This is a genomic window from Methyloprofundus sedimenti (assembly GCF_002072955.1).
Lineage (GTDB): Bacteria > Pseudomonadota > Gammaproteobacteria > Methylococcales > Methylomonadaceae > Methyloprofundus > Methyloprofundus sedimenti.
Genome location: NZ_LPUF01000002.1, coordinates 326,624 through 342,156 on the forward strand (window position 1 = coordinate 326,624; position 15,533 = coordinate 342,156).

15 protein-coding genes are annotated in these 15,533 nt (G+C 41.2%); 14 read left to right on the forward strand and 1 reads right to left on the reverse strand.

Annotated elements, in window-relative coordinates; translation table 11 throughout:
• Positions 1-139 precede the first annotated feature (139 nt).
• The 14 genes from AU255_RS14450 to AU255_RS14515 all read left to right on the forward strand — a co-directional run bounded on the left by AU255_RS14450 (position 140) and on the right by AU255_RS14515 (position 13,146).
• A complete protein-coding gene (locus tag AU255_RS14450) occupies positions 140-1,087 on the forward strand; it encodes an acyl-CoA desaturase (RefSeq protein ID WP_198942645.1) in 948 nt (315 codons plus the stop codon).
• The gene (locus AU255_RS14455; RefSeq protein ID WP_080523637.1) at positions 1,084-2,328 is read left to right on the forward strand and encodes an NAD(P)/FAD-dependent oxidoreductase; all 1,245 of its coding nucleotides are present in this window, start codon (positions 1,084-1,086) and stop codon (positions 2,326-2,328) included. The genes AU255_RS14450 and AU255_RS14455 overlap by 4 nt, the downstream gene beginning before the upstream one ends.
• On the forward strand, positions 2,321-3,079 hold the full coding sequence (locus AU255_RS14460) for a DUF1365 domain-containing protein (protein ID WP_080523638.1): 759 nt from the start codon (positions 2,321-2,323) through the stop codon (positions 3,077-3,079). Before AU255_RS14455 ends, AU255_RS14460 begins: the two co-directional genes overlap by 8 nt.
• Positions 3,080-3,097: 18 nt before the next feature.
• Complete coding sequence (locus AU255_RS14465; RefSeq protein WP_080523639.1) at positions 3,098-4,360, forward strand: SAM-dependent methyltransferase; 1,263 nt, start codon at positions 3,098-3,100, stop codon at positions 4,358-4,360.
• Positions 4,350-4,877 (forward strand): DUF2878 domain-containing protein, encoded by a 528-nt coding sequence (locus tag AU255_RS14470; protein ID WP_080523640.1) that lies wholly within the window; start codon positions 4,350-4,352, stop codon positions 4,875-4,877. Before AU255_RS14465 ends, AU255_RS14470 begins: the two co-directional genes overlap by 11 nt.
• A 41-nt stretch (positions 4,878-4,918) precedes the next feature.
• Positions 4,919-5,695 carry a DUF1295 domain-containing protein gene (locus tag AU255_RS14475; RefSeq protein WP_080523641.1) on the forward strand — a complete coding sequence of 259 codons (777 nt, stop codon included), beginning with the start codon at positions 4,919-4,921 and terminating at the stop codon, positions 5,693-5,695.
• A 12-nt stretch (positions 5,696-5,707) separates the two neighbouring features.
• Positions 5,708-6,736: an SAM-dependent methyltransferase gene (locus AU255_RS14480; RefSeq protein ID WP_080523642.1), complete on the forward strand. Its 1,029-nt coding sequence runs from the start codon at positions 5,708-5,710 to the stop codon at positions 6,734-6,736.
• A 5-nt stretch (positions 6,737-6,741) separates the two neighbouring features.
• A complete protein-coding gene (locus tag AU255_RS14485; protein WP_080523643.1) occupies positions 6,742-8,034 on the forward strand; it encodes a sensor histidine kinase in 1,293 nt (430 codons plus the stop codon).
• A 173-nt stretch (positions 8,035-8,207) separates the two neighbouring features.
• Positions 8,208-9,083 (forward strand): phosphate-starvation-inducible PsiE family protein, encoded by an 876-nt coding sequence (locus AU255_RS14490; RefSeq protein WP_080523644.1) that lies wholly within the window; start codon positions 8,208-8,210, stop codon positions 9,081-9,083.
• 130 nt (positions 9,084-9,213) lie between these two features.
• Positions 9,214-10,167, forward strand: a complete 954-nt coding sequence (locus AU255_RS14495) for a YbgA family protein (RefSeq protein WP_080523645.1) — start codon at positions 9,214-9,216, stop codon at positions 10,165-10,167.
• 44 nt (positions 10,168-10,211) lie between these two features.
• Entirely contained in the window at positions 10,212-10,757 is a 546-nt protein-coding gene (locus AU255_RS14500) for a hypothetical protein (RefSeq protein ID WP_143735977.1), read from the forward strand.
• Between the two features lie 413 nt (positions 10,758-11,170).
• A complete protein-coding gene (locus AU255_RS14505) occupies positions 11,171-11,656 on the forward strand; it encodes an SRPBCC family protein (RefSeq protein ID WP_080523647.1) in 486 nt (161 codons plus the stop codon).
• An 84-nt stretch (positions 11,657-11,740) separates the two neighbouring features.
• A complete protein-coding gene (locus AU255_RS14510) occupies positions 11,741-12,187 on the forward strand; it encodes a PAS domain-containing protein (RefSeq protein WP_080523648.1) in 447 nt (148 codons plus the stop codon).
• A gap of 95 nt (positions 12,188-12,282) precedes the next feature.
• A complete protein-coding gene (locus AU255_RS14515; RefSeq protein ID WP_233144690.1) occupies positions 12,283-13,146 on the forward strand; it encodes a sterol desaturase family protein in 864 nt (287 codons plus the stop codon).
• Positions 13,147-13,237: 91 nt separating this feature from the next.
• On the opposite strand, the gene AU255_RS14520 is transcribed toward AU255_RS14515, so the two are convergent.
• Positions 13,238-15,532: an MMPL family transporter gene (locus tag AU255_RS14520; protein WP_080523649.1), complete on the reverse strand. Its 2,295-nt coding sequence runs from the start codon at positions 15,530-15,532 to the stop codon at positions 13,238-13,240.
• Between the last annotated feature and the right edge of the window lies 1 nt (position 15,533).

Below are 15,533 nucleotides of genomic sequence, written 5' to 3' on the forward strand. Positions count from 1 at the left end.
CCTTTGTTTGGAGTTTATTATTCAGGATAGCGTGTGAACATCGCGTGAACATTTATTTATTTATCGTTCACATGATGTTCACGCTCAATAACTTAAACTGCAACTCAAATGTTCCATCAGGATGACAGAGGTACTATATATGAATAGCGAGACAGCAGATAAATCCAGAAAAAACACTTTACTGCAGTGGTTTGACAGCAGCAAAGAGGCGGGTAGTTACGCTAATATTGATGCGATAGACTGGATGCGAGTCATTCCTTTTATTCTTATGCACTTGGCCTGTTTACTGGTTTTTGTTGTCGGCTGGAGTCCTGTTGCCTTATGGGTTGCCTTGGCTTCTTATTTATTACGCATGTTTGCCATTACCGCTTTTTATCATCGTTATTTTTCGCATAAAGCCTTTAAAACCAGCCGCGTATGTCAATTTATCTTTGGTGTCCTCGGTGCAGCAGCGACACAAAGGGGCCCTGTCTGGTGGGCAGCTAATCACCGTTACCATCACCGCTATTCGGATACCGATAAAGATACACATAGTCCGCGACACGGATTTATATGGAGTCATATGGGCTGGTTTCTGACTCTGAAACACTTTAATACTAAAACACAGTGTGTGCGTGATTTACAGAAATATCCCGAGTTACACTGGCTGGATCGTTTCGATGTAGTGGTGCCGGTTATTTATGGGATTAGCATGTGGTGCCTGGGGGCATGGCTGGAAGATTATTACCCGCAGTTGCATACCAATGGCTGGCAGTTATTCATCTGGGGCTACATTATTTCTACTGTTGTCTTGATTCATTGCACTTTGATGATTAACTCCCTGGCACATATCTACGGCAGTCAGCGCTTTGACACCGGCGATGACAGTCGTAACAATAGCTTGCTGGCATTAATTTCTCTGGGCGAAGGCTGGCATAACAATCATCATCATTATCCGGTATCTGCAAAACAGGGCTTTTACTGGTGGGAAATTGATATTAGTTATTATTTATTACGCTTAATGGCGTTGCTGGGTCTGATTTGGGATTTAAAGGAAGTCCCTGCTCACCGACTAACAAGTAAACGTTTACCAGAGAATAAAATATGAAAATTGCAATCGTAGGTAGTGGTATATCCGGTCTCTATGCGGCATATTATCTAAGTAAACAACATGATGTAACCTTGTATGAGGCCAATGCTTATCTAGGCGGTCATACTGACACGCATCACTTAATGTTAAACGATCGCAGCTATGCGGTGGATACCGGATTTATTGTTTTTAACGAACATAATTATCTGAACTTCTGCCGTTTTATTAAGCAACTGGGCGTAGATTCGCAGGCGACTGATATGACTTTCAGTGTCAGCGACAAGATAAGTGGCCTGGAATATAATGCGACGACCCTGGATAAGTTATTTTGCCAGCGCAAGAATTTACTCAGCCCACGATTTTATCGCATGGTCTGGGATATTATTCGATTTTATAAACAAGCCCCTGCGCTTTTGCACAGCGAAGATGATCAGCAAACCATCGGCGCCTATCTGCATAGCCATCATTATAGCCAGACCTTTATTGACGACCACATATTGCCTATGGCATGTGCTTTGTGGTCCGGACCAGCGCATATTTTGCAACAGTTTCCGGCCCGCTATCTAGTCGCTTTTTTAAATAATCATCAAATGCTGCAGGTTGATGAGCGCCCGCAGTGGCGCACGATTAAAGGTGGGTCAGATAGTTATGTGCAGGCGTTTAGCAAACATTTCAAAGGACAGGTGCGTTTGCATACACCGGTAGAAATTATCAGTCGCAGCAAAAACAGTGTCAGTATCAGCACGGCAAAAGACCATAAAAGCTATGATCAAGTCATTATGGCGTGTCATAGCGATCAGGCTTTAGCTTTATTATCTGACCCGACGCCAGCAGAAATGCAAATATTAGGTGCAATCACCTATCAGGATAATCAAGTTGCCCTGCATACCGATGCACGGCTATTGCCCAAACACCCTAAAGCCTGGGCCAGCTGGAATGCATTGAAGCTGGATCAACAACATAGCCAATGTACGGTGAGTTATTATATGAACCTGTTGCAAGATATTGATTGCCCGGAGCCGTTAATTGTCACTTTAAATTGTAATGACAAGATCGATCCACAAACAATTCTTGTAAAGCGCAATTACCATCACCCCGTGTATACCCCTCAAAGTCTGGCGGCACAGAAGCGGCGGCATGAAATTAACGGTCACAACCGGACTTATTATGTCGGTGCATACTGGGGATGGGGATTTCATGAAGATGGCGCCAAGAGTGCACAGGATGTAGTTGACAGTATACTCGCTGATTATGACTAACTTACACAGCCGTTTACTGGTCGGTACGGTGCGCCACCGCCGCTTTAGTCCAAAAAAGCATAATTTTTGCTATCCGCTATTTATGAGTCTGATTGACCTGGATGAGCTGGATCAAGTAATTGCCACCAGCCGATGGTGGTCAAAAGAACGCTTTAATCTGGTCAGTTTTTATCGGCGTGATTATATAGGTAAGCCGGGGCAGACTATCAAGTTTGCTGTGCATGAAAAAATCAAACAGCAGACCGGTAAGGATTTTAGCGGGCGCATTTGCTTATTAACTAATTTACGCTACCTGGGGTTTGGTTTTAATTCAGTCAGTTTTTATCTGTGCTATGCAAGCGGGGCTAATAATCCTGACTATATACTCTCCGAAATCACCAACACACCATGGAATGAACGTCACTGTTATGTACTGGACTGTCTTGCTGCGCCTAATAAACAGGGTAAATATGCTTTTCGCTTTACTAAACAATTTCATGTTTCGCCTTTTATGCCGATGAATATTGAATATTTCTGGCACTTTAATCTGCAGCATGAGTCAACCACCGTGCACATGACACTGTTACAAGACCAGCAACGTTGTTTTGATGCCACACTGCAATTACAAAGTGTCGCTATTAACCCGCAGACTTTACGCGCTATACCGTTACACTTTCCCTTTATGACCTTGAGCGTAGTCTTTGGTATTTACTGGCAGGCTTTGCGTTTGTGGCTTAAGCGCTTGCCTGTATTTGACCACCCCGCAAACTAACTAATACGAGGAATCAATATGAATGCATCAGTAGAACCGTTAACAAAACCTGCCAGCCGACTGGATTTATTCTTGCGACGCTCCTTGCTGGAAAAGCTGACAAAAATTGAACATGTTCGTTTAAGTATTAATGACCCGATTGGTTATTACGAATTTGGTTCGGATTTAGCAAGCGATCTTAGCGCGAGTATCGTGGTCACCGATCTGGCATTTTATCGTAAATTAGCCTTGGGTGGCTCTATTGGTGCCGCCGAAGCCTATATGGATAAACTCTGGACGGCAAATGATTTAACTAAAGTAATTCAGATCATGGTGCGTAACCGTGATTTGCTGGACAGTATAGAGGGTGGCTTTGCCACTCTGGCGAACAAGATGCTGACTTTCTGGCATGAAAAAAATCAGAATACCACAACCGGTAGCCGGAAAAATATCGCGGCACATTATGATTTAGGTAATGATTTTTTTGCTTTATTTCTTGATCAACATGGCATGTATTCAGCAGGTACTTTTTATAGCCCGGATATGACGCTGGAAGACGCCTCTACAGCAAAACTGGAACGTATCTGTCAAAAACTGGATTTACAGTCAAGCGATCATCTTATTGAAATAGGTACCGGCTGGGGTGGTTTTGCTGCTTACGCCGCTAAAAATTACGCTTGTAAGATCACCACCACGACCATTTCTGTGGAACAGTTTAATGCCGCCCAGCAACGTATGTTAAGGGAAGGTGTTGCTGATAAGGTCACCGTCATCATGCAGGATTATCGCGAGTTACAAGGTCAGTATGACAAGCTGGTGTCGATAGAAATGATTGAGGCCGTTGGTCAGCAATTTTTAGATACTTATATGCATAAGTGCGCCAGCCTTTTAAAACCGCAGGGACTGGCTTTGATTCAGGCGATTACCATCGAAGATCATCGTTATCAGCAAGCCTTGAACAGCGTCGATTTTATTCAACGCTATATATTTCCTGGCAGTTTTATACCGTCAGTCAGCGCCATTGTTAACAGCAGCGCCACTCAAAGTGATATGCGTTTGCTTAATCTGGAAGATCAAGGTGCGAGTTATGCACTGACCTTAAATCATTGGCGTCAGCGTTTTATGAGCCGTCTTAAAACAGTCAGGCAACAAGACTATAGCGAAGAATTTATTCGCATGTGGGAGTTTTACCTGTGTTATTGCGAAGGTGGATTTCTGGAAAAATCGACCTCCAGTGTGCAGTTGATGTTTGCCAAACCAGGCAACCGACGTAAGCAGTGGTTACCCCATAATGCAGCGTAAAAATTTAATCAACCTGCTCTGGCTGCAGGGCTTGTGGTTTGTGGCCGTGATTGGTGCGGCATCAGGCCTTGTCTGGCCTGCATTTGTGATGCTTAATGCTTTTATCGTTTGGCAACTACACCCGGCAAATCATATACAAGGCGATTTTCCCCTGGTGTTAGTCGCTTTATTGATCGGTTTTATATTAGATAGTAGCTGGATAAGCTTAGGCCTGATTCAGTTTTCAAGCCCCAATACGATTAACAACCTGGCACCTTTGTGGATACTTTTATTATGGGTGGGGCTGGCATTGACGCTTAATCATTCATTAGCCTGGTTACAGCATAGACTTGGGCTTGCGGCAGTATGCAGCGCAATTAGCAGTCCACTTTCTTATTTAGGTGCTGAGCGTTTGGGTGCATTACAGTTTAACGATCATTTCTGGTCAGGTTTTTTCTGTATTGCAACAAGCTGGGCGATAGTCGTGCCGTTTTTATTGTGGCTGGCGCGTAATTTACGCAGCTCAAATGCAATGTAGTTGCTTAGCTTTTGACTTCAAGATCCTAAGGAGATGTTTTAATGACTGAATTAATCATCGTAGCCATGCTTGCCAGCCTTGCTATGTTTATCGCCTGGCTTTGGCAGCAACACACTAAAAACGCAGGTATTGTCGATGTCATCTGGGCATTCGGCATGATGCTCGCAGGGCCTTATTATGCTTTTACAGGCTCAGCTCCCTCAGGATTACAATCCGTTTTGGCCGCGCTAACGTTTGCCTGGTTTTTACGTTTAGGTTGGCATTTGCTAAAACGCTTTAAAGTAGAACAGGAAGATGGGCGCTATCAAACCCTGCGTAAAACACTGGGCAATTATTCAGGTCCTGGATTTTTTGTGTTCTTTCAAGTGCAAGCCGGATTTATCTGGGGATTATCCCTGCCTTTCTGGGCTGTTGCGCAAAATACAACGCCTAATACCTTAGCCATCAGTAGTGGCTTATTGCTCGCGTTAATTGCTCTGTGGGGAGAAAGTAGGGCCGATCAACAACTCGCCGAATTTAGAACGCAACTGGAAAATAGAGGACATACTTGTCGCCAGGGCTGGTGGCGCTATTCACGTCATCCCAATTACTTTTTTGAATGGCTGCACTGGTTTGTTTATCCCTTGCTGGGCTGGGGCAGCGAATATCAGTTGCAGCTTTGCCTAGCACCGCTGGTTATGTTTGCTTTTTTATATTTTTTGACCGGCATTCCTTATACCGAACGCCAGGCTTTATTAAGTCGTGGTGAGGATTACCGCCATTATCAACAAACAACATCCGCATTTTTTCCGTGGCCACCACGCAATAAACAAGATTGAAGGAGATAGATCATGCAACTGATTACGCTTGCAGAACAGCAAAAATTACCCGATTATTTTATTCGTTTAGGCATACGACAATTATTAAAAGTGCGTTTGCGTGATGAATTTGATCGGGATGTTGAACGGCAGAGTGAGCGTTATCGCACCTTGCTTGATGAGCTGCGTGAGAGCCCCATTGCCATTGCAACCGCTGCTGCCAATGAGCAGCATTATGAAGTGCCGGCCGGTTTTTTTCGCCTGGCTTTAGGTGAACACCTGAAGTATTCTTCCTGTTACTGGGATGAGTACACCGAAAATCTGAATCAGGCTGAAGCAAAAATGCTGGCATTGTATCTGCAAAGAGCTGAATTAAACGATAATCAGGACATTCTGGAATTAGGTTGCGGCTGGGGTTCATTGACCTTATTTATGGCTAAAAATCTGCCAAATAGCCGTATTACTGCCGTGTCTAATTCGCATTCGCAGCGCGATTACATTATGCAACAAGCTCAGGAACGAGGGCTTGGCAATATCGAAGTGATCACCTGTGATGTTAATCAGCTGGAACTGAACCGCGAATTTGACCGCATCGTCTCTATCGAAATGTTTGAACATATGCGTAATTATGCGCATCTTCTGAGCCGGATAGGCCACTGGCTGAGACCGCAAGGTAAATTATTTGTGCATTTATTCTGTCATCGCTATCTCGCTTACCCGTTTGAAACCGAAGGCGATGATAATTGGATGGGGCGTTACTTCTTTACTGGTGGATTGATGCCCGCGCGTGATACCTTATTGCATTTCCAGCAGCATTTAAAGATAGAATGCCAATGGGACTTATCCGGCGTACACTACCAAAAAACCGCCGAAGCCTGGTTACAAAATACTGACCAGCATCAACAGGCAATAATAGCGCTATTTAGTGAACGCTATGGTCCGAGGGAGGCGAAATTATGGCTGCAACGCTGGCGTATTTTCTTTATGTCCTGCGCCGAACTATTTGGCTATCACCAGGGCAATGAATGGCTGGTGGCACATTACCGTTTTCGCAAGGCTTAATCACAATGAGTAAGAATGGGTTGCAGTACAAACTGATCAAGGTATTTTTATTGCAAATTATTCTGATCAGCGCTGCCACGCTGTTTGGCGTATTTGCTGCGGCAAAAGTCGTCGAGGATGTGTTGTTACAATCGGCCCTGGAAGGTGAAGCCGCTTATTTCTGGAAGCTATATCAACATGACACGGATTATCCCAGACCGAATACGTTGAATATGACTGGGTATCTGGCTGTCGGTGCTGATTTTTCCGAAGTGCCTGAGGCATTGCGCCATCTACAACCGGGTTATACACGTGTCGATTTTGCAGGTCGCCAGCCTATCGTTTATGTGGAAGATTTAAACGCTGCTCGCCTGTTTCTGGTTTTTGATGAAGAACAAGTAGCCAATCTGGCTTTTTATTTTGGCATTGTGCCTTTAAGCCTGGTGTTGATACTGATTTATTTATTTGCCTGGCTCGCCTACCGACAAACGCATCAGGCGATCTCTCCAATCATCAAGTTAGCTCGTCAGGTGGAACAGTTTAATTTTCGGGAACAAAGTCTTGATAAACTTGACCTGACTAGTCTGCCTGAATCTGCCGACAGTGAAGTGCTTACTCTGATTGATGCGCTGATTCATTTTACCCAAAAAATAGATGCTTTTATTGAACGTGAGCGCAATTTTACCCGCGATGCCAGCCATGAGTTGCGCACTCCATTGGCGGTGATCAAAAGTTCTCTGGCCTTATTAGAAAAACGTACAGATTTTCTGCCGAATGAAAATAAGGCAGTGGTTTTAATAGCGCGGACAGTGCGTGACATGGAAAGCCTGATTGAGACTTTATTACTTTTAGCACGCGAGGAATCTTCTCCCTTACCGGAAGAAAATATTATCGTTAATGATCTGCTGAAAACATTAATTGAACAACTGCAACGCACTATCAATAAGCCACAGATACAGATCATTATTGAGGAAAATCAATTGCTCGTTATCAAAGCACCGGAAAAAGTACTGAGTATTTTACTGACCAATATCTTGAAGAATGCCTTTAGTTACACTGAAAAAGGACAGATTCTGATTAGCATTGACACGCTTCAGCTCAATATCTGTGATAGTGGGGTCGGCATTCCCGCGGATAAGCTGCAAAAAGTTTTTGATTCATTTTATCGGGTCAGCTGCGATAACAAGGGACATGGATTAGGTCTGGCAATAGTCAAGCGTTTGTGTGATCGTTTTGGCTGGTCTCTGAAAGTACATAGCAAACTCAATGAAGGTACCTGTGTGAGTGTCATCTTTAGTGGAAACAGGAAGAATTCTTAACTGGATGACATCTGATCAGGCTTATATTGCGATGAATATTTGAAACACCTCAAACCACTGATTTATAAAAATTATTTTCAAAAAAACAGGTGCAAAGCGATTAGACTGAAGAAACTTTAATAATTATAAAAATAAATGCCTGGGATTAAAACACCCATTATGAGGAAGTTAAAATGATACGTATTGTCTATACCAGTACTGCAGTTAAAGATTTAAAAACCGAAGATTTGCTGCAAATTTTAAAGTCTTGCCGGAAAAATAATAGCGCTAACGATATAACCGGCATTCTACTTTACTCCAAGCGCACTTTTTTTCAGGCGTTAGAGGGAGAAGAAGAACAGCTTATAGCGTTATTTGAAAAGATAAAAAAAGATCCTCGACACAAAGACGTCACCCTGATTGAAAAAAAAACTATCAGTGAGAGAGAATTTCCTTATTGGAACATGGGCTTTCAAAAACTCGATCAGATGGATTTTAAAAACCTTGAAGGCATAGATGAATTTTCCGAAGAGGATTTTAATCCAGCCGGCTTTTTAGCCCATAAAGCCATTATTTCACCCTTAATCAAAATGCTGAAAGGTAAGTTGATCGATCAGGTCAAAGAGGTCTCACATGAAGAATTGCCGATAAAACATGATGATCCTTTTATCAGTATGTTGCACCGCACAATTCGAGTCGCAGTAAAATTTATGGCTCTGCTGATGGTCGGGGTGATTATTATCGGAGTTCTGGATGTCATGCATGTGATTTATGAAAAAGTGATTTCACCTCCCTTTTTGTTCCTGTCTATTAATGACCTTTTAGCAACCTTTGGTGCCTTTCTTGCCGTGCTGATTGCAATTGAAATATTTATCAATATTACACTTTATATACGCAGTGATGTGATACCGGTAAAACTGGTGGTAGCAACTGCTTTAATGGCTATATCCCGAAAAGTTATTGTTTTTGACTTTAAACAGCTTGAGCCTGAATATATCGCAGCAACATCGCTGGTTGTATTGGCTTTAGGCGTGACGTATTGGCTTATTGACAAAAAAGATTTGCCATAATACTGCAGGCTCGATGCAGACTAACATCCTATTATCGTGTTAGCGCATCAAACTTTCAAGTGTTCTTAAGTCCATATTCTTTTATGAGCATACAAAATAATTTATTAACATTACATTTCAAAAGGTTCTTATGATTGATGATCAACATAAAATAAAAGTAGGTATTAGCAGTTGCCTGTTAGGTAATGAAGTCCGTTATGATGGCGGGCATAAGAGTAATGACTATATTCGGAAAACCTTATGTCAGTATTTCGAATTCAAGCCTTTTTGCCCTGAACTGGAAAGCGGTATGGGTGTTCCCCGCCCCCCTATTCAACTAAGACACACGGAGCAAGGTATCCGTTGTGTAGGTATCAAAGATCATAAGCTGGACGTCACCGAACAATTGCAATCGTGCAATCATATGCAGGATCACTGGTTGAAAGATTTGTATGGTTATATATTAAAAAAAGACTCTCCTAGTTGTGGTATGGAGAGGGTTAAAGTCTACCGAAATGAATATCCGGATCGTAGTGGCACAGGTATATTTGCGCAATACCTTAAAGATCACTATCCCTTATTGCCGATAGAAGAGGAAGGACGCTTAGGCGATGCCAAGTTACGTGAAAATTTTATTCAACGTGTGTATGTTTATTATCGCTGGAAACAGTTCAGCCTGGAAACAGTAACTCCAAACCGGCTACAGGTCTTTCACTCACAGCATAAGTTGATTGCCATGAGTCATGAGCAAAATATGGCCAAAAGTTTAGGGCAGCTGGTAGCCAGTGCCAATAAACAAAATATTGGAGATGTTACGCAAAATTATATACTTTGGTTGATGCGCTGCCTGAAAATTACTGCTACTCGAGGTAATCATGTCAACACCCTGCAACATATTCAGGGTTATCTGAAAAAAACACTGGAAACTGATGATAAAGCTGAATTGATAGAAACAATTGAACGTTATCGCTTGGGGCAATTGCCACTGATTGTACCTATTACCTTACTACGCCATCATTTTCGTAAACAGCCGGATCCGTTTATTGACCAATCCTATTATATGAATCCTTATCCGCAAGAGTTAGCAGTATTAAATGATATTTAGTTATTCAATTTAAATCACATAGCGAGTATTCAGTAATGATAAAAATGTTAAAAAATGAATTTGATTCAAGAACAGAAACATTAACCCACTATCCACACATTAATGAAATATTCTTTATGACACTTATAGTGCTTTGTTTTATCGGGGATTTACTAGGAGATGTTTCTGGCCGGGGCGCTATTTTTTACTGGATATTTATGGTGCCTGTTTTTTTCCTAATCACGCTGGTTAAAGAAAAAGCCAGGGAGTTGAAAACAGGGCGGATTATAGAAGACTTTATGCGCACCAGTTTTTTATACTGGCTAAGTGCATTGATCTCCATCTTACTGGTCATGTTTCTCTGGCATGCAGACGCCTTAAATGCTGTATCAGCATCACTTGCAAGCCATGTGATAGTTGCTCAAACCATGTTTTTGCTGGGTACAATAGCTGGCGTGCGCTTTTATCTTATCGGTCTTTTCCTGTTTTTAACAGCCGGTATAACAACACAATTTGAAGGCGTTTTTGGTTTTACGATTCTAATTGCTTTGCCCATTATTTTCTTTGGTTTTTACTATGACAAGCATAAATCGACAGCGACAGCGGTTTAGCTAGTCTTAGTGCATGATATTGAAGGATTTATTATTAACTGCTGGATTAATTTAATAATGGGTGGTTTCAACTCTGAAGTGCACTTCCAGTAATCAAGCTACTTCAGGTCCAGTATTATTAATAAATACAGTCGTTTGAATCACATATGTTGCAGATAAACAAATGCATTTCATAACTAATAGCTTGATAAAATTTTTCTTCACTAGCTTACTTCTACTGAATGAAATCGGGCTCAATAATGCTCTGACTATACAATGAATCTGGCTGCATTATCTCAATAATTTTTCTGTCAAAATATAATAAATTCCTTCCTTTATTTTCTTTGCTGAGTTAAGATTTTTTACTATTCAACTGAAATAAATTATTAATAAGCATTTGATTTATGTAATGATTATTCTGGAGCATTGGTTATATGTATCGGTTTGAATTGAGAAAATCGGTGACAGGCGATGCCGGTATCAAAATTGCGCAACCTATTAGCCGTGTTTTCGGTTATGTTGCTCTTGATTTTTTTGAAAATTACCCGAAATGGGCTTTAGAAGTTATCGAATTTAAAGCCATCAACAGCAACCCCATGCAAGTAGGGGCACTAGCAAGGCAAACTCGAATTGAGCAAGGCCAGAAAGCGGAAACAACCTTTGAAGTCGAAGCACTACAAAACAATGAGTTACTGGTTTTAAGTGGGCTTTCTGCACCTTTTAAAAACAGCTATCATTTTCAGTCTGTCCATCATGATGAGGCCACATTATTAACTTTTTCTGTAGAAATCATGCAAATTGAAGTATATATGCGGCCTTTTATTAAATTGATAAGTGCCGCTATTGAAGAAGGCGCTCATAATACTGTGGAAAATATTAAAATGTTACTCGAAACTGAGGTAGCAACTGAAAGCAAGTAAGATATATATGCTAATTTTCAATAATAGCTCAATAATTTGATTTAAATAATAACGTATTTAGTTTCTACTCATTGGAGCACAAGTATGACTTTTATTGCTGAAAAAGATCCCGGGCTTATTCCGCAAATTCTCTCTGTTATTTTGGATGAATGCGTTAATGGCGTTACCCTGGCGGACCCTGATGAGGAAGATATGCCCATCGTTTATGCAAATAAAGCATTTGAACACATGACCGGGTATAGCCAGGATGAAGTGATTGGTCGCAATTGTCGGTTTTTGCAAGGCGACGACCGACATCAGGAGGCAATAAATCAACTAACAGAAGCCCTTAAAGAAAAAAAAGAGCAGGTGGTTACCTTGCGTAATTATAAGAAAAATGGCGAATTATTTTATAACCGGCTGAAGATAACACCGTTGTTTGATCGTAAGGGGCAGGTAATTTATTTTCTTGGCATACAATACGATGTCAGCGACCAGCTTAAAGCTGAGCAGGAAATTGATGCGCTTAATATCCGCCTGAATCAGCAGTAAAATAGCTGAGTTAATAAGCCAGGACTTATGACTCTTAATTTATTTCAGTTCATCACGGCATATCAATCAACTGCCTTATTTTTCAGCACTTATAAATGCCAGCCATGAAAACTTCTGAATCTATATTGCAAGCAACTAACCCGAATATACAAAATAGCGAAGGACTATTCTTTAATGAGATTTTTTTGATTATCGCCTTGATTAGTTTTGTTATTTTGTTATTTATGGAAGGATTTAAGCCTTACCGCCGTTTTGAGCATAAAGTGGCTAAAAATTCTATTGCAACCAACACTAGCGCTTTTCTCTTTAATAATCTCATTTTAACGGCACTAAGGGCTTTATCCTTGTTTTTTATTGCCCAACAGTTTGCTAATGTCGGTATTTTAAATACCATGCAAAATGGCCCCGTAAAATGGTTGCTTACTTTTCTCTTATATGACCTGACTATTTATCTTTGGCATTTTGCAAGCCATAAATATGAATTTTTATGGCGTATTCATAAAATTCATCACAGCGATAAAGCCTTTAATGTAACAACTGGCTTTCGTTTCCATATATTCGATCTGTTTCTGGAAATTATTTTAAAATGCATTTTTGTCATAGTGATAGGTGTCAATGCTTATTTAGTTCTTGCAATTGAGTTGCTTGAAATGTCATTTATCTTCTTTCATCACTCTAATTTATCATTTGCGCAAGAAAGCATTATTTCCCGGTTTATTATTACGTCATCACTACATCGCACCCATCATTCTACTCTACGTAGTGAGCATGATAGTAACTATGGCATTGTGTTGTCTATTTGGGATCAGTTATTTGGAACTCGGAAAGAAGTTGTTCCTAAAAAGATAGGCCTGGATCTTATAGAAGCAGAGAACTTGATTCAATTATTCTTTCTTGCATTTCTTACAGAAAAGCAAATGAAAAATCTATTGCATCTAATTCCTAGGGGGAAAAGATAAGCAATGTGCTTGAATTGGATAGCACAGTTTTAATACTTGATTAATCAAGCCTGAATGTTTTTTTGCTAGATGATCACTGTGATTTAAGCAACTACACTCTATCAGGTTTGATCAATATAGGGCACAATAAAAAGCCCAATATCACACCACAGCTTACCACTTTAGCCAAAGTCTGTAACATTGATGTCTGGGCAAGAATCAAACAGCCAAAGACCAACGCACTGGTCAGCATGGATGCGGCCATCGCCTGATAAGTCATGGTCAAATGACCACTGCGGTTTTCCTGATAGAAAATACCATAATCAACACAGATTGCGACGGCTAATAAGAACCCCACTAAGTGTAAAAAGCTAATAGCTTCCCCGGTCCATGCCCAAAGAGCTAAAATCATTAAGGCCGCTAAAAATGCTGGCGATAGCGTTTGCATGGTAAGCACCAGGCTTTTATAGCGTAACCATAACAATAATGTAATTAAAACCAATCCTGATAGTAAAGTGATTTCAGCACGATGCTGATAATCTATCGCCATATGATTCAGCATATCGCGTTGACTAAAATACTGTACATGCTGTAAATCTGCCAGGGCGCGTTGTATGGCTTCCGGCTTATGTTCGCTAAGCCAGATAATTAACAAAGTCCTGTGATCAGCAACAACAATTTGATTACTGATTAATTTAGCAATAGGTGATTGTAAAACCTGTTCCAACGTCAAGGTCTCGTTCTGCGTGTAATCCAGTTCGCCTAAACGGCGTATTGACAGGCCATGAGCTTGCAAGGCACTCCGCCAGGATTTGCGCTGTTCTTCATTTAAAGAGTTTAATAATAACTTTTGGTTTACTAGCTGCTGTTGCGCGGATAAAAGCCAGGGGTAAAGCCCAAAATAATCGTCTAAATCTCCCGCTTTTTTTATGACATCCAGTCGCTGATAAACCTGTTCGGCGTTTTGCAATGTCTGTTCAACTGTTTCACCACTGACTAGCACAAAACGTCCGGGCTCCACGCTGATGATACGTTCCCGAATTTTTTTATCGGTTAGCTTTAAATAATCCAGTTCTGGCGTTAATTGTTGTAAATCCTGCATCCATTGTAAACGGTCTAATTGCAAAGCTCCGATGACTGACAATAGCACCACTCCAGCTAACAGGCCCAGTCGGTAACGCTGACAAAACATGGGCCAAAAAACAATAAATCGTGAGGGTTTAATATTTTTTGCTTCCCCGGTCATCAGTCGCGGAAATAAATAGCGGGTTAAAAACAGAGAGACAATAATTCCGGTTCCGGTGTATACAGCAACTTGTTGAAAGCCCGGATAACCTGACAACCCTAACGCAACATACCCAATTAACGTAGTTAGCGCGCCCATTAACAAGCTGGGAAAAATCTTCTTTATCACCTTAATTCGCTGCGCCTGCTGTAATCCCTGCGCATGAACCAAGGCGTGAATAGGATAGTCAATGCAAACGCCTATTAAGGTAGAGCCGATGGCAATAGTCATACCATGCACTGAACCAAAGATAAAGTTAGTCACTAACACAGCAACAGACATTACCGTTATCAGTAAAGAAAACACCCAGAACAAAACTCGAAATGAACGAAAAATAAACAGAAATAACAGCATGAGAGCAAGTGAAGAGAAAATGCTTATAAATCTGACATCATCCTCAATCATGGTCTGAGTTGCTACAGCAAATAACGGGACACCGGTCATATCTAGCTGATAATGATAGCCCGTTGCTTCAGTGGCAAAAGAATCCTTAATCTGTTGCTGAATTTCTCGCTGTTCTGGTACATCCATGCCCGACATTTGTGTTTCCAATATAAAATTAGCGTACTGTGAATGTCTGAATGTCTGGTTTTGTAACTGTGTTGCGAAGGTTTTAAATCCATTTAAAGATAAAAGCAAAGGGTCTTGTACTGCTATTTTTTTAATTAACTGTCCCTGCGGAGAGAGTAATGCTTGTTTTAAACCCGCAGCTCGTGCTAACAAAGCTGTCTCGGTGAATATTTCTGCTAAATCCTGCCCGGGATTTCGGCTATATAACTGCGCTCCATGTTTAGCATATACGCTGGACAAAGCCTCTAAAGCGCCTCTTTTTTCATCAGTTGTCCAGACATCAACTACGCCGGAAATAGACTTTAAATATTTTAGCCAGAGCTCAATAAAGACGGCAGAAACTTGCTGCCCTTCTCCTGCATCAACCGAGAGAATATAGCGCCGGGATAATGCACCGGACTGTATTTCACTGGCCAATAAAATTTCTTCGGCATTATCACCCGCAATAACAAAAGCGGAAATGTCGGTCTTAAATTGGGTGGTAAAAACAGCCAGGCAAACCAGCAGTGGTATACACAGGAAAAAAGATAAGGAAACTAAAGCAGGACGCACG